Source organism: Streptomyces sp. NPDC042371 (genome assembly GCF_056437465.1).
In genome coordinates, this window is record NZ_JBWKAP010000001.1 from 1,238,943 (window position 1) to 1,261,483 (window position 22,541).

Annotated in this window: 12 protein-coding genes; 9 read left to right on the forward strand and 3 right to left on the reverse strand. The window is 72.7% G+C overall.

Features of this window, described 5'->3' with window-relative positions:
- Positions 1–208 precede the first annotated feature (208 nt).
- The 3 genes from prfB to AC068B_RS05500 all read right to left on the reverse strand — a co-directional run bounded on the left by prfB (position 209) and on the right by AC068B_RS05500 (position 4,995).
- Positions 209–1,315 (reverse strand): peptide chain release factor 2, encoded by a 1,107-nt coding sequence (gene prfB / locus AC068B_RS05490; RefSeq protein ID WP_356267464.1) that lies wholly within the window; start codon positions 1,313–1,315, stop codon positions 209–211.
- 649 nt (positions 1,316–1,964) lie between these two features.
- Positions 1,965–3,206 carry a serine/threonine-protein kinase gene (locus AC068B_RS05495; protein ID WP_478669124.1) on the reverse strand — a complete coding sequence of 414 codons (1,242 nt, stop codon included), beginning with the start codon at positions 3,204–3,206 and terminating at the stop codon, positions 1,965–1,967.
- A gap of 130 nt (positions 3,207–3,336) precedes the next feature.
- Entirely contained in the window at positions 3,337–4,995 is a 1,659-nt protein-coding gene (locus tag AC068B_RS05500) for a serine/threonine-protein kinase (protein WP_478669125.1), read from the reverse strand.
- 437 nt (positions 4,996–5,432) lie between these two features.
- Between AC068B_RS05500 and AC068B_RS05505 the strand changes: the two genes are divergently transcribed.
- The 9 genes from AC068B_RS05505 (at position 5,433) to AC068B_RS05545 (ending at position 22,477) form a co-directional block, all read left to right on the forward strand.
- Positions 5,433–8,882, forward strand: a complete 3,450-nt coding sequence (locus AC068B_RS05505) for an FHA domain-containing protein (RefSeq protein WP_478669127.1) — start codon at positions 5,433–5,435, stop codon at positions 8,880–8,882.
- 214 nt (positions 8,883–9,096) lie between these two features.
- On the forward strand, positions 9,097–10,488 hold the full coding sequence (locus AC068B_RS05510; RefSeq protein ID WP_478669128.1) for an ABC transporter substrate-binding protein: 1,392 nt from the start codon (positions 9,097–9,099) through the stop codon (positions 10,486–10,488).
- Positions 10,489–10,561: 73 nt separating this feature from the next.
- Positions 10,562–11,842: a carbohydrate ABC transporter permease gene (locus tag AC068B_RS05515; RefSeq protein WP_478669283.1), complete on the forward strand. Its 1,281-nt coding sequence runs from the start codon at positions 10,562–10,564 to the stop codon at positions 11,840–11,842.
- Positions 11,839–12,720 carry a carbohydrate ABC transporter permease gene (locus AC068B_RS05520; RefSeq protein WP_478669130.1) on the forward strand — a complete coding sequence of 294 codons (882 nt, stop codon included), beginning with the start codon at positions 11,839–11,841 and terminating at the stop codon, positions 12,718–12,720. The genes AC068B_RS05515 and AC068B_RS05520 overlap by 4 nt, the downstream gene beginning before the upstream one ends.
- A 176-nt stretch (positions 12,721–12,896) precedes the next feature.
- Positions 12,897–15,155 carry a bifunctional glycosyltransferase/CDP-glycerol:glycerophosphate glycerophosphotransferase gene (locus AC068B_RS05525; RefSeq protein ID WP_478669131.1) on the forward strand — a complete coding sequence of 753 codons (2,259 nt, stop codon included), beginning with the start codon at positions 12,897–12,899 and terminating at the stop codon, positions 15,153–15,155.
- Positions 15,156–15,191: 36 nt separating this feature from the next.
- Positions 15,192–17,438 carry a bifunctional glycosyltransferase/CDP-glycerol:glycerophosphate glycerophosphotransferase gene (locus AC068B_RS05530; RefSeq protein WP_478669132.1) on the forward strand — a complete coding sequence of 749 codons (2,247 nt, stop codon included), beginning with the start codon at positions 15,192–15,194 and terminating at the stop codon, positions 17,436–17,438.
- A gap of 62 nt (positions 17,439–17,500) precedes the next feature.
- The gene (locus AC068B_RS05535) at positions 17,501–19,744 is read left to right on the forward strand and encodes a bifunctional glycosyltransferase/CDP-glycerol:glycerophosphate glycerophosphotransferase (protein WP_478669133.1); all 2,244 of its coding nucleotides are present in this window, start codon (positions 17,501–17,503) and stop codon (positions 19,742–19,744) included.
- Positions 19,741–21,513 (forward strand): hypothetical protein, encoded by a 1,773-nt coding sequence (locus tag AC068B_RS05540; protein ID WP_478669134.1) that lies wholly within the window; start codon positions 19,741–19,743, stop codon positions 21,511–21,513. Before AC068B_RS05535 ends, AC068B_RS05540 begins: the two co-directional genes overlap by 4 nt.
- A 13-nt stretch (positions 21,514–21,526) precedes the next feature.
- Positions 21,527–22,477: a class I SAM-dependent methyltransferase gene (locus AC068B_RS05545; protein WP_478669135.1), complete on the forward strand. Its 951-nt coding sequence runs from the start codon at positions 21,527–21,529 to the stop codon at positions 22,475–22,477.
- The last annotated feature ends 64 nt before the right edge of the window (positions 22,478–22,541 follow it).

The following is a 22,541-nucleotide window of genomic DNA, read 5'->3' on the forward strand; positions in this document are numbered from 1 at the left end:
TCGGCCCCCACAGATCCCATGCGCCCCAGAAATACGCATGCCGCGCGCTAGCCTTTCCACTTTTCACAGCAGCGTCAAGGTCGTTGCGGGCGCGATGTCCGAAATTAGGGGAGTTGACCGGCGTACGGAGATCTGACTGTGACGAAAAAGGTAACTGTGGCCTCTGAGGCCACAGTTACCTTGTCGATAAAGCCGTTCTCGGCGGCTTTTACTTCTCCTGCTGCTTGCGCCAGCGAATTCCGGCTTCCAGGAAGCCGTCGATCTCGCCGTTGAAGACGGACTCGGGATTGCCGACCTCGAACTCCGTACGCAGGTCCTTCACCATCTGGTAGGGGTGCAGGACGTACGAACGCATCTGGTTGCCCCAGGAGTTGCCGCCGTCACCCTTCAGGGCGTTCATCTTCGCCTGCTCCTCCTGGCGGCGACGCTCGAGGAGCTTCGCCTGGAGGACGTTCATCGCGGTCGCCTTGTTCTGGATCTGCGAGCGCTCGTTCTGACAGGAGACGACGATGCCGGTCGGCAGGTGGGTCAGCCGGACCGCGGAGTCCGTCGTGTTGACGCCCTGGCCGCCGGGGCCCGAGGAGCGGTACACGTCGATGCGCAGCTCGCTCTCGTCGATCTCGATGTGGTCGGTCGTCTCCACCACGGGGAGGATCTCGACACCGGCGAAGGAGGTCTGGCGGCGGCCCTGGTTGTCGAAGGGCGAGATGCGGACGAGGCGGTGGGTGCCCTGCTCGACCGAGAGCGTGCCGTACGCGTACGGCACGTTGACGGCGAAGGTGGTCGACTTGATGCCGGCCTCTTCCGCGTACGACGTCTCGTAGAGCTCCGTCTTGTAGCCGTGGCGCTCCGCCCAGCGCAGGTACATGCGCTGCAGCTTCTCGGCGAAGTCGGAGGCGTCGACGCCGCCGGCCTCCGCGCGGACGGTGACGACGGCCTCACGGGAGTCGTACTCCCCGGAGAGGAGGGTCCTGACCTCCATCTCGTCCAGCGCCTTCTTGACGGCCGTGAGCTCGGACTCGGCCTCGGCGCGGGTGTCCGGGTCGTCCTCCTCCTCGGCCATCTCGAACAGCACGCCGAGGTCGTCGATGCGCCCACGGAGCGCCTCGGCCTTCCTGACCTCCGCCTGGAGGTGGCTCAGCTTGCTGGTGATCTTCTGCGCCGCATCCGGGTCGTCCCAGAGGGACGGTGCGGCCGCCTGCTCCTCGAGCACGGCGATATCGGCCCTCATCTTGTCGAGGTCCAGGACGGCCTCGATCGACTCCATGGTCGAGGAGAGGGACTTGAGCTCTTCGGATACATCGACGACTGCCACGACTCCAGCGTAACGGCTTCGGCAAGCGGGGCTGGCCGAGCGGCTCCTCCAGGGCGCCTGGAACTCTCTCCTCCGGCGCCCTCTGTGGGCTCCCCTGCGGCTCGGGGGGGGCGAGTCCCTGTGCCGCCGCTGCGCGGCGGATGCCTCCCACCCACCCACCCGTTCACCCGGCACCGCACGGGTCTGTAGGGGCGGCACGACGACTGGGCGCGGCCCGGTTACGGAGGGGCGGGGGGGGGAGGCACCCCCACCGGCGGGCGGGTGGCGGAGCGCACCCAGCCGGTGCCGGGCAGGCAAACGGCCGGGGGGGAAGCGTCTGCCGCGGGGCGGCGGGACGGGACACACCCGCCCCCAGCGGCCAGGTGAACAAGCACACCAGCCAGGGCGGGCTACGCGCACCCTTCGGCGCGGGGCAAACGGGCGGGTGGGTGGGAAGTGGCCGCCGCGCAGCGGCGGAACAGAACACCCACCAGCAGCCGGAGAAGCACAACAACCGCCACGGGCTACCCGCACCCTCCGGCGCCGGGTAAACGGGTGGGCGGGTGGGAGGTATCCGCCGCGCGGCGGCGGGACAGGGCCCCCACCGGCGGACACCGTGGAGAAGCACAGGAAGCGGCACGGGGTGCCCGTGCCGTTCGGTGAGGGGGCGTTACGGGGTCGGGGGAGCCGAGTTGTGGGTGTCGGAGGGGGACGCGTCCGAGTCGTCGCCGCTCGTGGCGGCCCACGTGCCGACCCCCGCCGCGGCGACGATCACCACTCCCGCCACCCCCAGCGTGATCCGCCGCCGCCGCGCCGATGAGCGGTGCTTGGCGGAGCCGGGCCGGGCCGCACCGGCGGTGCGGGGCGCGCGGGCCGTGCCGCGGGCGCCGCCGGACAGCTCGTCGGGGCCAGGGACGCGCATCGACGTATGGGTGTCGCGGTTGGAGTCGGCGGAGGCCGAGCCGGGGACCAGGGGGACCGCGCCCCGCCGGGGAGCGGCCTCCCGGGGCTCGGGGTCGGCGTCCTCGTACGCCTGCTCGGCCGGCGAAGGCTCCGTGTCCGGCTCGTCGACGTCCAGCGGCGGCATCCCCGCGACCAGCGGCAGCAGCTCCCGCAGCCGCGCGGCCAGCTCCGAGGCGCGCAGCCGGGACGCGGGCGCCTTGGCCAGGCACTGGACGAGGAGCTGCCAGAGCTCCTCGGGGATGCCGGGGAGCGGCACAACCGTTTCGGTGACGTGGCGGCGCAGGACCGCGCCGGGGTGCCCGCCGCCGAAGGGGGTGAAGCCAGCCAGCAGCTCGTACAGGACCGTGGCGAGCGCGTAGATGTCGACGGCCGCGCGCGGCGGCAGGCCCTCGATGATCTCGGGCGCGAGGTAGTCCGGCGTACCGATGATCTTCGTCGCGCGGGTCCGGCGCGGCGAGTCGATCAGCTTGGCGACGCCGAAGTCGGTGAGGAGGGCGGGGTGGGAGCCGCCGGGGCCGAGGGGGCCCTGCATGTCCAGGAGGACGTTCTCGGGCTTGACGTCACGGTGCACGATGCCCGCGGCGTGCGCGGCGGCGAGCCCGTCGGCGACGTCCGCGACGATGGCGACCGCCGCCTCGGGGGCCATGCGCCGCTCGCGGTCGAGGCGGGTGCGCAGGTCCGTGCCGCGGACGAGGTCCATGACCAGGGCCAGGTCGTTGCCGTCGACCACGAGGTCGTGGACGCCCACCACGCGCGCGTGGTCGAGGCTGAGCAGAGCCGTGCGCTCCTGGACGAAGCGGCCGACGAGTTCCTGGTCGGAGGCCAGGTCCTCGCGCAGCAGCTTGATGGCGACGGGGCCTTCGGGCCCCTCGCCGAGCCACACCGTGCCGGCACTGCCACGGCCCAGGATCTGGTGGGCGGTGTACCGGCTGCCGATCTTGCGCGTCAAGACTGCTCCTACGGATGCGTGTTGGCGACAAAACTACGCGGCCTTGCCGCCAACCTTCACTCCGGGAGCAGAAATCACTCTGCAGATGTCGACAAATCCCCAAGGTCGTACGGGGATTGCGGCACTTCGGCTAGTTGCCGTTGAGCTTGCCGAGCCACTCGCTGACCTTGTCGTACCCGTCCGAGAGCTGGCCCCAGAAGCTCTTCGTCGTGCCGATCCAGTCCTGCAGCGGGCTGAACTCCCAGACCAGCCAGCTCGCCACGAAGAGGATGACGATGGTGAACAGACAGCCCTTGAGGCAGCCGAGGCCCGGGATCTTCATCGGGTTGGCACTGCGCTGCCGGGGCTCGCGCGCGGGGCGCGGGGCGGGCTGCTGGGGCGGCGCCGCCTGCGGGGGCGCGGCGTACTGCTGAGGCTGGTGCTGGGGCTGGTGCTGCTGGGGCGCGTACTGCTGCTGCGGACGCTGCCCGCGCGGCTGCTGCGGCGCGTACTGCTGGGGGCGCTGCTGCTGCGGCGGCTGCTGGGGCCTGGCCACCTGGCGCTGGGGGCGGCGGCGCAGCGGGTCCTGGTCGGGGTCCAGATACGCCTGGTACTGCGTCTGTTCGTTGCGGTCGCGGGCCGCGGCCATCTGGTTCTGCCAGGGGTGCGGGTCGTTCGGGTCCGCCCCGGGGCCGTTCGGCGGGACCGGCGGCATGACCGCGGTCGGGTCGGCGTTGCCGCCGCGGTTGTTCGGCAGTACGGACGTCGGGTCCGCGTCGCCGTGGCCGCCGGTGCTCTGCATGACGCTGGTCGCGGCGTTCGGGTCGTACGAGCCCGCGTTGTTCGGCAGCACCTGCGTGGGGTCGGCCGCGCCCGGGGTCTCCGGGACGTAAGCCGGCGAGGGGTCCGGCATAAGCAGCGCGCCCACGCCCTCCGCGGCGGCGATCTGCGCCGGGGTGGAGTGCACGCCGACGCCCTCGGCGACGGCGCGCAGGCCGCGGGCGAGGTTCTCGGCGCTGGGGCGGCGGTCCGGGTTCTTGTCGAGGCAGCGCTCGATGACCGTCCACAGCGGGTCGGGGACGGTCGAGGGGCGGCGCGGCTCGGCGCTGAGGTGCTGGTGGAGGACTTCGAGGGCGGAGCCGCCGGAGAACGGCGGACGCCCGGTGACCAGCTCGTACAGCAGGATGCCCGCGCCGTAGATGTCGACGGCGCTGGTCTGGGGGCGGCCTTCGGCGGACTCCGGCGCGACGTACGCGGGCGTGCCGACGAATTCGTGGGTGCGGGTCAGGCCCGGGGAGTCCGCGAGGCGCGCGATGCCGAAGTCGGTGAGCATCGGGTGCATGCCCTGGCCGTCCTGCTTGAGCAGGACGTTCGCGGGCTTCAGGTCGCGGTGCACGACGCCGTCGGCGTGGCTGGCGGCGAGCGCGTCGGCGATCTGGGCGGTCAGCAGGGCCGCCGCGACCGGCGTGAACGGGCCGTTCTCGCGCAGGTAGCGGTGCAGGTCGGGGCCCTCGACGAGGTCCATGACCAGAGCGAGGAGGTCGCCCTCGACGACCAGGTCACGCGTCCGGACGATGTTGTCGTGGGTGAGCCTGAGCAGGACGGACCGCTCTCTGAGGAAGCGCATCACGACGTCCGCGTCGTTGGCGAGCTCTTCCTTGAGGACCTTGATCGCGACGGTCTCGCCGGGCTGGCCCGGAACGGCCGCCTCGGCACCCGCGGTCTCCCGCTGGCGGGCTCGCCAGACGGTGCCCGTGGCGCCGCGCCCGAGCGGCTCCTCGAGCAGGTACTTGCTGCCTACCGGCCGCACGTCATGCGCTCCCTGCTGGTCTGGCTGGTCCCATCCGGACGCTGGTCCTGTCCGGGGGTCTGTCCGATGGTGTTCCGACCCACTGTAATGCCGTCGAACACGGCACCGGCCGGTCGGATTCCGCCCGGCCTTTTCTTTCCGGGGCGTGCCGGATCGTTGTTCGGTGGAAAGACGCTCGCCCGTGGCCATTGGTTGCCGAGTGGTCCCGAATTGACCTTTGCTCGAGAACGCCCGGAGATATCCGCAACGGTCCAAGCAGGCACTTTTCCGAGCAGAGCCGACCAATCAAGATCACTTACAGTTGGCCGCCGGGCGTGTTGTCAGTGGCAGGTGACAGGATGCCTCCAGTACTGGCCGACGTGCCCGTGTGCGGTGGGGGGAATCACAGCGCGTGCCCCCGTGCCGGGCGCCCAGCGCAGAAGGGACCGCTGACGGCGATGCAGATCCGGCTGACCGTCCTCGGGCCGCGCAGCGGCCAGACCGAGCAGCAAGACCGCCCCACGGCGGCGACCGGGGCCCACGGCGTCTGTGACGTCCTGGTCACCGCCCCCGCGGGGACCGCGCTCGCCGCGGTGGCGTCCGGCCTCGCCACGACCGTGGCGGGCAGCGAGGCCCCCCTCGTGCTGTACGCGGGCCCGGAGCGCCTCGACGCCCAGCGCTGCACGCTCGGCGAGCCCCCCTTGATCGACGGAGCGGTGCTCTCGCTGGGCGCCCCCGCCGAGCCCGGTCCCGAACTGGCCGGGGCCGCCGCCCAGTTGCACGTGGTGGCGGGTCCGGACGCGGGCGGTGTCCATCTGCTGCACGGCGGCCGGATCCAGGTCGGCCGCTCCGCCGACGCGGACGTCCCCCTGGACGACCCGGACGTCTCCCGCATGCACTGCTCGGTCACGCTCACCGCGGACGGCCGGGTCACGGTCACGGACCTCGGCTCGACGAACGGCACGGCGGTGGACGGCAAGGAGATCACCGACCGCCCGGTGCGGCTCTCCCCCGGCTCCCTGCTGCGCATCGGCGAATCCGCGCTCCGCCTGACGGACGGCGGTGGCGGCCCCACGTCGGGCCCGGGCACGCCGCTCGCGACGGCGCCGGACGGCGAGGGCCACGTGCGCGTGCGGACCGCCGGTTCGGCGCCGCCCACCCTCGTGGAGGCGGCACCGGCAGGATCCGCGGCCCACCATGCGTACGGCTCGGGAGGCTGGGGCGCCGCCACCGGCACGGGCGCCGAGGGGGCGTACGGCTCGAAGGATGCACACGCCCCGCAGGGGGCGTCCGAGAACCGCCCCGCGCCGGTCGAACACGACGCGCACGGGGCGTACCGGCCACGGGGCACGCACGGCGGCCCCACCGGCGCCGAGACCCCCGTGGTGCCGCACCAGGGCAGCGCCCCCGACGCCGAGCGGACCCGCACCGGGACACCCCCGCGCGGCACGACCGTGCCCCGCGGCCTGCGCAAGCGCGGCGGACTCTCGGCCTGGGCCCGGCGGCTGACCGGCGGCAGGGACGGCGGCCAGGCCCACGATCCGTACGACGGCCCGGACGGCCCCGACACCTTCGACGAGTACGAGGGTTACGAGGGACAGGAGGGGTACGGAGAGCAGGGCGACGGCCGGCACGAGGGCTCCGTAGACGGCGCGTACGGCACACCCGCAGGCGGGCGCGGACCGTCGGCCCTCTCCCCGGAGGACCTCGCCATAACCGCTGCCGCCCGCACGCCCGAGGCGTGGCCGGATCCCGCCGCCCTGCTGCTCACCGCGCTCGGCCCCGGCCCCCGCCTCTGGGAGCGCGGGCCCGGCCACCCCGAGGCGCTCGCGGTGCGGCTCGGCACGGTCGACCGCGCCCTGCCCGCCGCCGACGGACGGGAGGGGCTGCTGCCCGCCGTCCCCGTCACGGTCGGGCTGCGCGAGGCCGGTTCGCTGGGCCTCGCCGGGCCCCGGGACCGGCTCACCGGCCTGGCCAGGGCGGTCGTCGCCCAGCTCGCCGCGCTGCACTCCCCCGACTCCCTGGAGATCGTGCTGATCAGCACGGACCGGGCGCGCCCGGTGGCCGAGCGCACCGCCGAGTGGGCCTGGCTCGGCTGGCTCCCCCATCTGCGGCCCACCCACGGCCAGGACTGCCGCCTCCTCCTCGCCTACGACCGCGACCAGGCGGCGGCGCGCACGGACGAGCTGATCCGGCGTCTCGACGACCACATCGCCGACGGCGGCGCGGAGGCGACGGGCACCGCCGCGACCGGCGCCCGCACGGTCGTCGTCGTCGACGGCGACCCCGGGTCCGCCGGGCTGCGCGAGTCCGCCGTCCGGCTCGCCGGTGAGGGCGCGCGGGCCGGGATCCACGTCGTGTGCCTCGCCGAGACGGTCGCCGCCTCCCCCGCCTCCCCGGTCCTCGATACGTACGAGGCGGCCTGCTCGGTGTCACCGGCCTTCCGCGCGTGCGGTGCGGCCGCGCTACTCAGCGGCGATGTGGCGACCGCGCTGCGGCTGCTGCGGACGGCGGGCGGGCGGCCCGCGGGCCACGGCACCGTCGCCGCCGTGGACGCCGTGTCGGCGGCCTGGGCCGAGCGGTTCGCGCGGGCCCTCGCGCCGCTGCGGACGGACGGCAGCTCCGGCGAGGGGCACACCCGTGTCTCCGCGCCGCTGCCCCAGTCGGCCCGGCTCCTCGACGAGCTGGGGCTCGCCAGGGCCACGCCCGCCTCGCTGATGGCGCGGTGGGCGGCGGCGGCCGACGACCCCGAGGCCCTCGGCGGCCGCGCCACGGCCGTGCTCGGCGCGGGCCCGCGCGGTCCCGTCGTCGCCGACCTCGGCACCGACGGGCCGCATCTGCTCGCCGAAGGCCCCGCGGGCAGCGGCCGTACGGAACTGCTGCGCTCCGTCGCCGCCTCCCTCGCCGCCGCCGAGCGCCCCGACCGGCTCGGCATCGTGCTGGTCGACGGGCGGGACGGGGTCGGCGCGGGCGGCGCCGCGGTCGCCGGGCGTCAGGGGACGGGGCTCGGGGTCTGTACGGACCTGCCGCACGTCACCACTCACCTCGTGGCCAACGACCCGGTCCGGATGCGGGAGTTCGCGCAGTCCCTGGCCGCGGAGCTGAAGCGGCGGGCCGAGCTGCTCGGCAGGCTCGGGTTCGCCGAGTGGCACACGCAGCGGGCGGTGTCGGGGCGGCTGGTGGCGCAGCGCTCGCAGTCGTCCGCACCCTCCGCGGCCTCGGCTTCCTCGACGACGACCGCGACGTCCGGGACCTCTGCGACCTCGGCCCTCTCCGACACTCCCCCCTCCGCCCCCGTGACCGCGCAGGGCCTCGACGGCGATCTCGATCCGCCGCCCAGCGCCACGATGCGGCTGCGGCCCGCCGCGGCGCGGCAGCGGGTGGAGCCGGGGCCGCCGCTGCCCCGCCTCGTCGTCCTCGTCGACGACTTCGACGCGCTGCTCTCCCCCGCGCTCGGGTCCCCCGGGCGGCCCGCGGCCGGTTCCGTCGTCCGCGCGCTGGAGGCGGTCGCACGGGACGGGGAGCGGCTCGGGGTGCATCTCGTGGCGGCCACGGGGCGCAGCGACCGGGTCCTGGAGACCGAGCTGGGCCAGCGGGCGTCGCTCCGTGTGGTCCTTGACGCGGTGGCCTCCGGCCCCGAGGAGCCCGCGCCCGGGCGGGGCGAGCTCCGCTCCCCCGACGGGCGGGCCACGGCGTTCCAGGCGGGCCGGGTCACGGGCCGGATTCCGCGGACGGCGACGCTGCGGCCCACGGTGGTCCCCCTGGAGTGGGAGCGGATGGGAGACCCTCCGGCCCGGCGCCCGGTGCGGGAGCTCGGCAACGGCCCGACGGACCTGGCCCTGCTGGCCAGTGCGCTGGAGCGGGCGGCCCGCTCCGTCTCCGCGGACCAGGTGCCGTCCCTGCTCTGACCGCGTGTCCCCCTGCCACCGTGTCCCTGTGACCGTGCGCCCCGCCAACAGCCCACTTGCGCACAGTGCGTGCAGCTCACCCCAAACCCCATGACGCCACGTCACAACGCCATCACGATCAGCGAGTTGACAGCGCAGGCGCTCTTGCCGCCCCTCCCCGCGCGGGCGTAGACCAGACCGCACGGGACTCGCCAGGGAAGAGAACGGGGCAGTGATGCGCAGCACTCTTCGTACACGCAGGGCACCGCTACATCGGCGTACCACCGTCAAGATCGCCTCAGCCGTCGTCGCGGGCGCGCTCGCGTTCACCGTCACCGCGTGCGGCGGCGACAACGACGACGGGGACAAGGGGAACAACGGCTCGGACAACGACACCGGAGCCGCGCTCCAACTGCCGAAGCTGGAAGGGGAGAACGTGTCCGTGGCCGCCGTCTGGGGCGGCTCGGAGCGCAAGGTGTTCCTGAAGGTGCTGGACGAGTTCGAGAAGAGGACCGGCGCCCAGGTCTCCTTCGTACCCGCCCAGGACCCCATCATCAGCTTCCTGGAGTCGAAGGTGGCGGGCGGGCAGCCGCCGGACGTCGCGATGCTGCCGCAGGTCGGCGCGATCGAGCAGGCCGTGGCGAACAAGTGGGCCAAGCCGGTCGGCGCCGAGGCGCAGAAGCAGCTCGACAAGAACTACGCCACGGGCTGGAAGAGGCTCGGGATCGTCGACGGCAAGCAGTACGGCGTGTACTTCAAGGCCGCCAACAAGTCGCTGGTCTGGTACAACACGAAGGTCTTCGAGAACGCGGGTGTCAAGGCACCCAAGAGCTGGGCCGAGTTCATGAAGACCATGCAGACCGTCTACGACTCCGGCGTGCCGCCGATGTCCGTGGCGGGCGCCGACGCGTGGACCCTCACCGACTGGTTCGAGAACATCTACATCTCGCAGGCGGGCCCGGAGAAGTACGACCAGCTCGCCCAGCACAAGATCAAGTGGACGGACCCGTCCGTCAAGAAGGCGCTGACCACGCTCGGCGAGGTCTTCGGTACGAAGGGCTTCGTGGCGGGCGGCTCGAAGGGCGCGCTGCAGACCGAGTTCCCCGCCTCCGTGAAGCAGACCTTCACCGGCGGCGACCAGCCCAAGGCGGGCATGGTCTTCGAGGGCGACATGGTCTCGCTGGCCATCTCGGAGACCAAGGCCGTGGTGGGGACGGACGCCAAGGTGTTCCCCTTCCCCGTGGTCGGCCAGTCTTCCCCCGCCGTGGTCGGCGGTGACGCGGCCGTCGCGCTGAAGAACACCAAGGGCGCGCAGGCGCTGCTGACGTTCCTCGGCTCGCCGGACTCCGCGAAGATCTGGGCGGAGGCGGGCGGCTTCATCTCGCCGAACAAGAACCTGCCCCTGTCCGCGTACCCGAACGACGTGCAGCGGGACATCGCCAAGGCCATGCTCGCGGCCGGTGACGACGTCCGCTTCGACATGTCCGACCAGGCCCCGCAGTCCTTCGGCGGCACGCCGGGCAAGGGCGAGTGGAAGGCGCTGCAGGACTTCCTGGCGAACCCGAAGGACGTCGCGGGCGCGCAGCAGGCGCTGGAGACCGCCGCGGCCAAGGCGTACAAGGACTGACGCGGTGGCGTCCGCGAACGCCGGGGGTGCGCCAGAGGTGGCGCCGCCCCCGGCTCCGACCCCGCGCAAGAGCGTGACCGGCACCCGCAGGACCATGGCGGTGCTCTTTCTGCTGCCCGCCCTGGTGCTGCTCGGCGCGCTCGTCCTGTACCCCATCGGGTACTCGTTCTTCCGCAGCTTCTTCGACGACTCGGGCGACTTCACCGCGTTCGGCAACTACAAGACGCTCTTCACGGACGACAGTATCCGGACCGCCATCAAGAACAACGCGATCTGGGTGGTCGTGGCGCCCACGGTCGCCACGATCCTCGGCCTGATCTTCGCCGTCCTCACCGAACGGGTGCGCTGGGGGACGGCGTTCAAGCTCATCATCTTCATGCCGATGGCGATCTCGATGCTGGCCGCGGGCATCATCTTCCGGCTCGTGTACGAGTCCGACCCCGACCGCGGTGTCGCCAACGCCGTCATGGTGAGCGTGCACGACACGTTCTCCGAGTCGTCGGCGTTCCCGCAGGCGCATCCGAGCACCGCGTCGCCGCTGAAGAACGCGGGCGGCGGCGCGTTCATCACCAAGGAGCCGGTGAAGGCGGGCACGCCCGTGGTGCTCCCGCTGACGGGCGTACCGCCTCAGGACATGCCGGACGGCGCGAAGGCGGCGCGGCCCGCGCAGGCCGATCCGGGGAAGGTCACCGGCACGGCCTGGCAGGACTTCACGCGCGGCAAGGGGCGCGGGAAGGCGAACGCCCCGGACAGCGCGGAGTTCGGCTACCCCGGCATCAAGATCGAGGCGGTCAAGGGCGGCGAGGTGGTGGCGTCCACCGAGGCCGCGGCCGACGGCACCTTCGCGCTGCCGAAGGAGGCTGACGGGGCCCAACTGCGCTATCCGGCATCGAACTTCCGGGAGGCGTACAACGGCATCGACTGGCTGGGCCCCACCCTGATCACGCCCTCGATCATCGGTTCCTACCTGTGGATGTGGGCGGGCTTCGCGATGGTCCTGATCGCGGCGGGCCTGGCGAGCGTGCCGCGTGAGCTCCTGGAGGCGGCGCGGGTGGACGGCGCCAACGAGTGGCAGGTGTTCCGCCGGGTGACGGTGCCGCTGCTCGCGCCGATCCTCGCGGTGGTCCTGGTCACGCTCATGATCAACGTACTGAAGATCTTCGACCTGGTCTTCGTGATCCCGCCGGGCTCCTCGAAGGACGAGGCGAACGTGCTGGCGGTCCAGCTGTACAACTCGGCGTTCCTCGACAAGGACTCGGGAGTGGCCAGCGCCATCGCGATGCTGCTCTTCCTGCTCGTGATCCCCGTGATGCTGTTCAACATTCGGCGGATGAGGCGGGAGGCCCGACGGTGACCGCTCAGACCGAGTTCGTGAAGGCGAAGCAGTCGCTCGGGGGGCGCATCGCGTCCCTGCTCGGCAGCACCGCGCTGCGCGTGTTCCTGGCGCTGGTGGGCCTGTTCTGGCTGGTGCCGACGATCGGCCTGCTCATCGGATCGTTCCGCACGCCGGCGGACATGAGCGAGAGCGGCTGGTGGAAGGCGTTCAGCGCGCCTTCGCAGTTGACCTTCGACAACTACTCCACGCTCCTCAAGGACGAGACGATCACCGACTCGATCCTGTCCAGCGTCATGATCACCGTGCCCGCGACGCTGCTCGTCGTGGTCATCGGTTCGCTCGCCGGATACGCGTTCGCGTGGATGGAGTTCCCGGGCCGCGACTGGTGGTTCATCGGCGTGGTCGCGCTGCTCGTCGTCCCGGTGCAGGTGGCGCTCGTGCCGATCGCCGATCTCTTCGGCAAGATCGGCATCTTCGAGACCACGATCGGCGTGATCACCTTCCACGTGGCGTTCGGCCTGCCGTTCGCGATCTTCCTGCTGCGGAACTTCTTCGCGGAGATCCCGCGTGAACTCCTGGAGGCGGCGCGGCTGGACGGCGCGGGCGAGCTGCGTCTCTTCCTGCGCGTCGTGATGCCGCTCGGGGCGCCCGCGATCGCCTCGCTCGGCATCTTCCAGTTCCTGTGGGTCTGGAACGACATGCTGATCGCACTGATCTTCGCCGACTCCAAGAACCCGCCGATCACCGTCGCGCTCCAGCAGCAGGTGCGGTTCTTCGGCGACAACGTGCAGATCCTGGCGCCCGGCGCGTTCATCTCGATGGTGATTCCGCTGGCCGTCTTCTTCGCGTTCCAGCGGCAGTTCGTGTCCGGTGTGATGGCGGGCGCGGTGAAGTAGCGGCGCGACACGCGCGATCGAAGGGGAGGCGGTCCGGGCGGCTTCACCGGGCCGCCTCCTCCGGCTTCACCGGGCCGCCTCCTCGCGTCCATCCCCCGGATGCCACATCCGGCGTAACTCGCTCACCCCTTCAGGCGTTTTCGGGCAGTATGCCCGCGCCGACCCATGGATGTGCCTTGCCCCGGTTCAGTGTCATCGTCCCCGCGTACAAGGTGCAGGCATATCTCCACGAGTGCCTGGAGTCCGTGCTGGAGCAGTCCTTCACCGACCTGGAGCTGATCGCGGTCGACGACTGCTCGCCGGACGCGAGCGGCACGATCATCGACGAGTTCGCCGCCCTGGACGCGCGCGTGACGGCCGTCCACCTCGCGGAGAACGTCGGCCTGGGCAGGGCCCGCAACGCCGGCATGGAGCGCGCCACCGGCGACTATCTGATCTTCCTGGACAGCGACGACACCCTGACCCCCGGCTCCCTGCACGCGATCTCCGACCGCATCAAGGAGACCTCCGAGCCGGACGTCCTGATCTACGACTACGCGCGCACCTTCTGGTCCGGCGAGGCCGTCCGCAACCAGTTCGCGGCCCACCTCACCGAGGAGGGCGACGCCCCCTTCCGGCTCGCCGACCGGCCCGGCCTCCTGAAGGTCCTGATGGTCGCCTGGAACAAGGCGCACCGCCGCGACTTCATCGAGCGGGAGGGCTTCACCTTCCCGCCCGGCTACTACGAGGACACCCCCTGGACGTACCCGATCCTGATGACGGCGGGCACCCTCGCCTCCCTCGACCGGGTCTGCGTGCACTACCGCCAACGCCGCCAGGGCAACATCCTGGGCACCACGAGCCGCAAGCACTTCGACATCTTCGACCAGTACGACCGGGTCTTCGCGTTCCTCGACGAACACCCCGAACTCTCCGCGGCGTGGCGGCCCGTGATGTTCCGGCGCATGGTCGACCACCTCACCACGATCTTCACCAAGCGGGGCAGGCTGCCGCGCGGCTCCCGCGCCGCATTCCTGCGCAAGGCCCGCTCCCACTACCGCCGCCACCGCGCGCCGGGCGCCCACGTGCCCGCCCGCACCCGGCTGCGGCACGGCCTGGTGCGGCTGGGCTCGCACCGCACGTACCGCAGCCTGTGGGCGGCGATGCGCCTGCGGGCGCGCGCCCAGCGGTACGCGACCCACACGGCCCGCCGCGCGAAGGGCGCCCTGCTCCAGCTGCACTACCGCGTCCAGCTGTGGCTGCCCGTGCGCGACCACTGGGCCGTCTTCTCCTCGTACTGGGGGCGGGGCTACGGCTGCAACCCCGGCGCGCTGGAGGCCGCGATGCGCGAGCTCGTGCCGGGGGTCAGCACGGCGTGGATCGCCCATCCGCGGCACCACCACACGATCCCGTCGGGGACGCGCAGGCTGCGGCCCGGCACGGCCGCGTACTGGACGGCGCTCGCCCGCTCCAAGTACCTCGTGAACAACGTCAACTTCGACCGGAGACTGGTCAAGCGCCCCGGGCAGGTCCTCGTCCAGACCCAGCACGGCACGCCCCTCAAGCACATGGGCCTCGACCTCCAGGAGCGCCCGGCGGCCGCGCGCGCCACGGACTTCGCCGCCCTGCTGCGGAACGTCGACAAATGGGACTACGTCCTCTCGTCGAACCGGCACTCGACGCTCGTGTGGGAGCGGGTGTTCCCCGCCGGGTACACGACGCTGGAGTACGGCTATCCGCGCAACGACCGCTTCCAGCGGGCGACGTCCGCCGAGGTCGCCCGGTTGCGGGAGTGCCTCGGCATCCCGCACGGCGCGGTCGCCGTCCTGTACGCGCCGACCCACCGCGACTACCGCCGCAGCCAGCTCCGCGCCCTCGACCTGGAGCGGATGCTGCACGCGCTCGGCCCGCGGTTCGTGGTCCTGACCCGCGCCCACCACTTCTACGGGGCGCCGCTGGCCTGCGGCGGCGAGCAGCCGTCCGGGCGGCTCATCGACGTCTCCGACCACCCGAGCGTCGAGTCGCTCTGCCTCGCCTCCGACGCGCTGATCACCGACTACTCGTCGCTGATGTTCGACTACGCCAACCTCGACCGGCCCATCGTGCTGCACGCCGACGACTGGGAGGCCTACGAGGCGGCCCGCGGCACCTACTTCGACGTGCGGGAGTTCCCGCCGGGCGCGGTCGCCCGCAGCGAGGACGAGCTCACCGACATCTTCGCCACCGGGCACTGGGCGGGCTCGCGCTCGGCGCAGCTGCGGCGGGCGTTCCGCGAGCGGTTCTGCGGATACGACGACGGGCGGGCCGCGGAGCGCGTGGTGCGCCACGTGGTGCTCGGCGAGCGGGGCGGGCTGCCGTCCGTGGTGCCCCTGGCGGAGCGGCACCCGGTGCCGGGGGGTGCTCCACGGCCGGACCGGGTGCCGTTCTCGGGCCTCCAGCGCTCCCCGCACCTGTGATCCGCGTCGTGTGAACCATCATCGAGAGAGGCTGTCTTGTCGCGCTTCAGCATCATCGTCCCCACCCATGACGTACCGGGGCGGCTCGCCGACTGCCTCGCCTCGGTCCTCGGCCAGTCCTTCGCCGACTTCGAGGTGATCGCGGTCGTCGACTCCCTCGACGCGGCGGCGGGCCCGAGTCCGGCGATCGCGGCCGAGCACGCCGCGCGCGATCCACGGGTGCGCCGCGCGCAGTCCCCGCCCGACGCGGGGCTGCCGGGGGCGCGGAACGCGGGGGCGGGCGCGGCGGGCGGCGACTATCTGCTGTTCCTCGACGGCGACGACACCCTCACGCCCGGCACCCTCGCGGCGCTCGACGCCAGGCTCACCGAGTGCGACGACCCCGACCTGCTGCTCTTCGACCACGAGCGCGTGCACTGGTTCGAGGGCGGTCAGGGCCCGGCCCTCGAACGGCTGTGGGCAGACGCTCCCCCGGGCACCTTCACCGTGGCCGAGCACCCCGCGCTGCCCGACCCGCTGGTCCCGGCCTTCTCCGCCGCCCACCGGCGCGCCTTCGTGACCGAGCACGGTCTGACCTTCGCGCCCGGCATGTTCACGGACGCGGAGTGGGGCCTGCGGACCGTGCTGCGGGCCGAGCGGATCGCCGTGCTCGACCGCGTGTGCGTACGTCATCTGCTGCGCCGCAGGGGGGCGCGGCACCGCTCCCCCGGTGACCACCACATGGACCTGCTCGTCCAGTTCGAGCGGTCGATGGCCGGTGCCGTCGAGCTCGACGTGCCCGCGCCCGTCCTCGCGCGGGTCTTCCGCAGGTTCACGCACGAGGTGCTCAAGACGGCGTCCACGCCCTCGCGGCTGCCCTCGGCGCGGCTGCGGCGGCGCTTCTTCCGGCAGGCCACGCGGCTGTACCGGCTGCACAGGCCCGCCGGGTTCCGGCCGCCCGCGGGGAGCCTCGGGATGCAGCACCGGCTGCTGGGGGCGGGGGCGTACGGCGCGTTCTGCGCGCTGCGCGGCGTCAAGTCACGCGTGGCCAAAGCCCTTTCGCTGCTGCGGGAGGTGGGGGCGAAGGCGGAGCGGCGGCTCCCCGGGCGCAATGCGTACGCCGCGTTCCTGAAGCGGCCCGTCGACGACGACCTGGCCGTGTTCTCCGCGTACTGGGGGCGCGGCTACTCCTGCAATCCGGCCGCGATCCACGCCAAGGCGCAGGAGCTGGCCCCGCACGTCAGGACGGTGTTCCTGGTCTCCGACGCGGCGGCGCGCGCCGGTCTCCCCGAGGGCGTCGAGGGCGTGGAGATCGGCAGCCGCCGCTACTGGGAGGTCATGGCCACGGCGAAGTACACCTTCAACAACGTCAACTTCGAGATGGCCGTCAAGAAGCGCCCCGGCACCGTCCACGTGCAGACCCAGCACGGCACCCCGCTGAAGCGGATGGGCGTGGACCAGGTGGACTACCCTGCCGCCGCCGCTGCCGCGGGGCCCCTGGGCAAGCTCCTGCAGCGCGTGGACCGCTGGGACTTCAACGTGTCCTCCAACCGGCACTCGACGGAGGTGTGGGAGCGCGCGTACCCCGGCGCGTACGAGAGCCTCGACGTCGGCTATCCGCGCAACGACGCCTTCTACCGCGCGTCGGCCGACGACGTGAGCGCGATCCGCAAGCGGCTCGGCGTCCCCGAGGGCAGGATCGCCGTGCTGTACGCGCCGACCCACCGCGACTACCGCACGGACTTCGCCGTCCAGCTCGACCTGCCCGCGTTCTGCGACGCGCTGGGCGAGCAGTACGTGGTGCTGATGCGCGCCCACCACTTCTACGAGGGCTCGGCGGGGCTCGAAGAGGTGGTGCGGTCCGGGAAGTTGATCGACGTGACGGAGCACCGCTCCCCCGAGGAGGTGTGCCTGGCCGCGGACGCCCTGATCACGGACTACTCGTCGATCATGTTCGACTACGCCAATCTCGACCGGCCGATCGTCGTGTACGCCGACGACTGGGACGTCTACCGCGAGACCCGCGGCGTCTACTTCGACCTCCTCGCCGAACCGCCGGGCGTGGTGGCCCGCACCCCCGACGAGCTGGCGGCGGCGTTCCGCTCCGGTGCGTGGGACGGCGCGCGGGCGGGCGTGCTGCGGGCGGCGTTCCGCGAGCGGTTCTGCGACCTCGACGACGGGCTGGCGGCGGAGCGGGTGGTGCGGCGGGTGCTGCTCGGCGAGTCCGTGGCGGAACTGCCTCCGGTCGTACCGCTGTGCGAGCGCGTTCCGGCACCTGCCGCGCGCCGCGTCCCCCAGCACTGACCCGCCTCTCCGTCCCGCGCCCGTCCCTCCGTCGCCCATCCCTCCGTCCCGAGGAAGATCCCGTGCCTCGTTTCAGCATCATCGTCCCCGTCTTCAAGGTGCAGGGCTTCCTGCGCGAGTGCCTCGACTCGGTCCTGACGCAGTCGTTCACCGACATCGAGGTCATCGCGGTCGACGACTGCTCGCCCGACCACTGCGGCGCCATCGTCGACGAGTACGCCGCGGCCGACCCCCGCGTCCACGCGGTCCACCTGGCCGAGAACGCCGGGCTCGGCGGGGCGCGCAACGCCGGCGTCACCCACGCCACCGGCGACTACCTCCTGTTCCTCGACAGCGACGACAGCTACACGCCGGGCGCGCTCGCGGCGATCGACGAGCGGCTGCACGTCACATCGGACCCCGACGTCCTCGTCTTCGACCACGTCCGCACGCACTGGTGGGGGTCCGGCGGCCGGAGCATGACCGCGGACCTGCTGGTCTCCGCGGGAACGGACACGTTCGACATCCTGGGCAGCCCGCAGTACCTGCACCTGTTCCTGGTCGCCTGGAACAAGGCCTACCGCCGCGACTTCTTCACCGGCCACGGATTCACGTACCGCAAGGGGCTCTACGAGGACGCCCCCGTCACCTATCAGGCCCTGGTCTCCGCGCGCCGCATCGGCTGTCTGGACCGGGTGTGCGTGGAGTACCGCCAGCGCAGGCAGGGCGCGATCACCCGCACCCCGGGGCGCAAGCACTTCGACATCTTCCCGCAGTACGAGGGGCTCTTCACGTTCCTCGACGCGCATCCGGAGCTGGACGCGGCCAGGCCGCTGCTCTTCGAGCGGATGATCAACCACTTCCTGACGACGCTGCCGAACACCGAGCGCGTCCCCGCCGAGGACCGCGGCGACTTCTACCGCACGACCGTGGACTTCTACCGGCGTCACAAACCGGCCGGGTTCACCCCGCCCGACGACCGCTACCGCCTCCAGTGGCGGCTCACGGCGAGCAGTCCGTACGCCGTGTTCCGCGCCGTATCGGCGGTCCAGTCGGTGGGCGCGGCCCTGCTGAAGAAGAAGCAGCGGCTGCGCAAGGCGGCCGCCAGGAAGACGAAGCGGACCTTCACCCGGGTCCAGCGCACCCTGCCGCTCGACCCGAACCTCGCGGTGTACTCGGCCTTCTCGCACCGCGGCCCGCTCGGCGACCCGGCCGCCGTCCACCAGGCCGCGGGCGTCGTCGCCCCGCACGTCAGGCCGGTGTGGGTGGTGCACCCCGGCTTCGCCGACCGGATGCCGGAGGGCGTCGACTTCGTCACTCCCGACTCCCCGGCGTACCACCGGGTGATGAGCCGGGCGACGTACTTCATCAACAACGTCAACTGGGCGCCGGGACTGGTGAAGCGCGAGGGACAGATCCACGTGCAGACCCACCGCGGCACGCCGCTCAAGCTCATGGGCATCGACCTCCTCGGCCGCCCCGCCGCGCTGCACCACCTCAACGTCCGCGCCCAGCTGTGGCGTTCGGACCGCTGGGACTACAGCCTCGTGTCCGGCCGCCACGCGGAACGCGCCTGGGCGAGCGCCTACCCCTGCCACTTCGCCTCGCTGCCCACCGGCGCCCCGCGCAACGACGTCCTCGTCAAGGGCGACCCGCTGCGCGGAGTGGCGGTGCGCCGACGGCTCGGAATCCCCGACGGCCGGACCGTGATCCTGTACGCGCCGACGCCCCGCGACCACCGCAAGTGGTACGAGCCGCGCCTGGACTTCGAGCGGCTGGCCCGCGAGGCAGGACCGGGGGTCACCCTCCTGGTGCGGCTGCACCCGCAGTACGCGCGCGCCGCCGTGCGCGGCCTCCAGCTGCGCGACCTGGAGCGGCGCGGGCTCCTCATCGACGTCACCGACGAACCGTCCGTCGAGGACATGATGCTCGCCTCCGACGCGCTGGTGACCGACTACTCGGCCCTGATGTTCGACTACGCGTGCCTGGACCGCCCGATCGTCGTCCACGCCGACGACTGGGAGGTCTTCCAGATCACCCGCGGCACCTACTTCGACCTGCTCGCGACGCCCCCCGGCCACGTCACCACCGGCACCGCGCAGTTGGCGGACCTCTTCACCTCCGGGACGTGGCGCGACGAACGCTCCGCCGCCCTGCGCGCCGCCTTCCGCGCCCGGTTCTGCGAGTACGACGACGGCAACGCGGCCGCCCGCGTGGTCTCCCTGGTCATGCTCGGCCAGGAGTACCCGCCGCCGCCCATCCCCCAGCAGGACCCCGGCCGCCTCCGGGACGCCACGCCCTCCGGCCTCTCGAAGAGCACGCGATGAGCGGCACGACGACTCCGGTCTCGGAGACCCCGGAGATCCCCGGCCAGTCGGCCCGCGCGGACGACACCGGCACCGACACCGGCACCGGCGCCCCGAAGAGCACCGGCCCGGCCGCCTCCCCGTGGTGGGCCGACGCGGCGGCCGTCGTCGGGGGCGGCGCCCTCATCGCCCTGCACGGGTCGCGCCTGGGCCAGTGGGTGGTCGACGACGCGGCCATCACCTTCGCCTACGCCCGCAGCATCGACGAGGGGCTCGGCCCGGTCCAGCAGGCGGGTGCCGCACCGGTCGAGGGCTACTCCAACCCCGCCTGGCTCGCCCTCCTCGTCGCGGGCCGACGGCTCGGTCTCTTCGACCACCGCGCTCTGTTCGGCGTCCCGGACCTGATCCTCTACCCCAAGGCGCTCGGCCTGCTGTGTGCCCTCGGGGTGCTGGTCGCCGTCGCCTGCGCGGCCCGGTGCCTCGTGGCCCGCTCCTGGCTGGTCACGGCCGCGGCCGGGGTGCTGCTCGGCGCCAACGTCTCCTTCGTGGCCTGGACGTTCTCGGGCCTGGAGAATCCGCTGTACGCCTGTGTCGCCACGGTCCTCGCCGCCGTGCTCGTCCGGGCGGTCACCGCGAGGAACCTGCTCGGCAGGGGGCCCGCCGCGGCCTCCGGGCTGCTCGCCCTGGTGGCCGCGCTGACCAGGCCGGACGGCGCGGTGCTCGCGGGGGTGTACCCGCTGCTGCTCCTGCTGACGATGTGGGGCGGGCCGGTGGGTCCGCGGGTGCGGGCCGCGGCCCTCGCCACGGCCGCCTTCGCCGTGCCGTACGCACTGTTCCTCGGCTGGCGCTTCGCGGTCTTCGGGCGCCTGGTGCCCAACACCGCGGTCGCCAAGGCCCAGGAGGTGCCGGGCGCCGAGCTGTTCACCCGGACCACCGGGGAGCTCCTCACCTTCGCGGGCTGGCCCGCGGTGCTCGTGGCCACCGCGCTCGTCGCCATCGCGCTCACCCGGCGCGGGATGCCGCGCACGGCGCTCGCGGCCGTCGTCCTGCCGCTCGTCCTGACGCTCTGCGCGTACGGCGTCCTGGAGCCGGACTGGATGGGGATGCACCGGTTCGCGACCCCGGTGTGGCCGCTGGGCGCGCTGGCGCTCGCCCTCGCCGCCGTGGGCCTGGCCGAGCGCGGCGGGCCGCGCCCCCGGGCCGCCGTCGCGGTGGCGCTGAGCACCACGCTGCTCCTTTCGTGGTCCGCGCAGCGCGATCAGGCGGCCGAGTTCCGCGCGAAGCCCACGCTGCCGATGTGCCTCGTCGTCAACCGGGACGGGGTGCTCTTCAACGAGTACGCGGACCGGCTCGGCGTCAAGGACGGCTCCGTCCTCCTGCCCAGCCTCGGCGGCACGCTGCTCACCAGCGGCCTGAAGGTGTACGACCTCGCGGGACTCACCGAGCCGCGGATCGCGGACGCGCTGGCCGCGGGCGACACCGAAGGGCTGCGGACGTACGCGTTCCGGGAGTTGCGGCCCACCTTCGTGCACGCCGTCGGCGTCTGGGCGCGCAAGACCGGCATGAAAGCACCCCGGCTGACGGCGGAGGGCTATCTGCCGCTGTACCGCACGCCCGACGGCGGAGGTGACTGGGTGCGGGCCGACGCCGTGCGCCACCCCGGGCGTCTCGGGCCGCTGCGCGCCTGGGCCGACCGCGCCGTTCCCGCGGCGTACACGAGCGGACGGCAGCACTGCGGTGACGTCCTGCGCCCCGGCCAATCAATCGACCGACCGATCGACCACCCCTGATGGAGGCCCACTCATGACGACGACCAACAGCGAAGCCACCGCCGGCCAGGACGCCGCCGACGATCTGCCCCGCCCGGCCGGCCTTGAGGACGTGCCGGGCTGGTTCTGGCCCCTGGACCAGCGCCTGTTCGCCTGGTTCCTCGGCGAGGGCGCCGCCGACACCCCGCCGGGCGACCTCCTGGAGATGGGCTGTTACCTCGGCAAGAGCACGGTCGTGATGGGCCAGTTCCTGCGGCCCGAGGAGAAGATGACCGTCTGCGACCTCTTCGGGGCCGACGACGGCTACACCAAGGAGGCCACCAAGGCCTTCTACCAGAAGTCCCTGACCCGGCGGGCCTTCGAGGCCAACTACACGGCCTTCCACGACGTACTGCCCGAACTGGTCGAGGGCCGCACCGACATGCTGCCGGAGATCATCGACGACGGCTCCTGCCGGTTCATCCACATCGACGCCTCGCACATGTACGACGACGTGCGCGACGACATCCTGACGGCGCGGGACGCGCTGCGCGAGGACGGCATCCTCGTCCTCGACGACTACCGCACCGAGCACACGCCGGGCGTCGCCGCCGCCACCTGGGAAGCCGTGTTCCGCCACGGCCTGCGCCCCGTCATGCTCTCCTCCAACAAGCTGTACGGAACCTGGGGCGACCCGGCGCCGCTGCGCACCGCGCTCCTCGAAGCGCTGCACGCGATGCCGAACTGCGCACCGGAGATCCAGCACATCGACGGGCTCGACGTGCTGCGCGCCTCCCGGGCGAAGATCCCCGCACCGGACCTGGTCACCTCCCGCCACCCGCGCCCCGCCAAGCGCACGGCCGCCCTCCCGGCCCCCCGGCCCCAGGCAGCCACGGCAGCGGCACCCGCACCGGCTCCGGCGCGCAAGCCGTCGGCCGTCCGCAGGCTCGCCGTCGACCTGCTGCCGCCGGTGGTGACCCGGGCGGTGCGCAAGGCCCGCCGCTGAGGGCCTGTGTCATCACCCCGGTCGGGAGCGCCAGATGGCGCAGCCGCCGAGCCGCCTGCGCCGA

What these genes read in the sequence shown, in the direction of transcription:
- AC068B_RS05505 (WP_478669127.1), top strand. Translation starts at nt 5,433, where the DNA reads ATGCAGATCCGGCTGACCGTCCTCGGGCCGCGCAGCGGCCAGACCGAG.
- AC068B_RS05510 (WP_478669128.1), top strand. Translation starts at nt 9,097, where the DNA reads ATGCGCAGCACTCTTCGTACACGCAGGGCACCGCTACATCGGCGTACC.
- AC068B_RS05540 (WP_478669134.1), top strand. Translation starts at nt 19,741, where the DNA reads ATGAGCGGCACGACGACTCCGGTCTCGGAGACCCCGGAGATCCCCGGC.
- AC068B_RS05545 (WP_478669135.1), top strand. Translation starts at nt 21,527, where the DNA reads ATGACGACGACCAACAGCGAAGCCACCGCCGGCCAGGACGCCGCCGAC.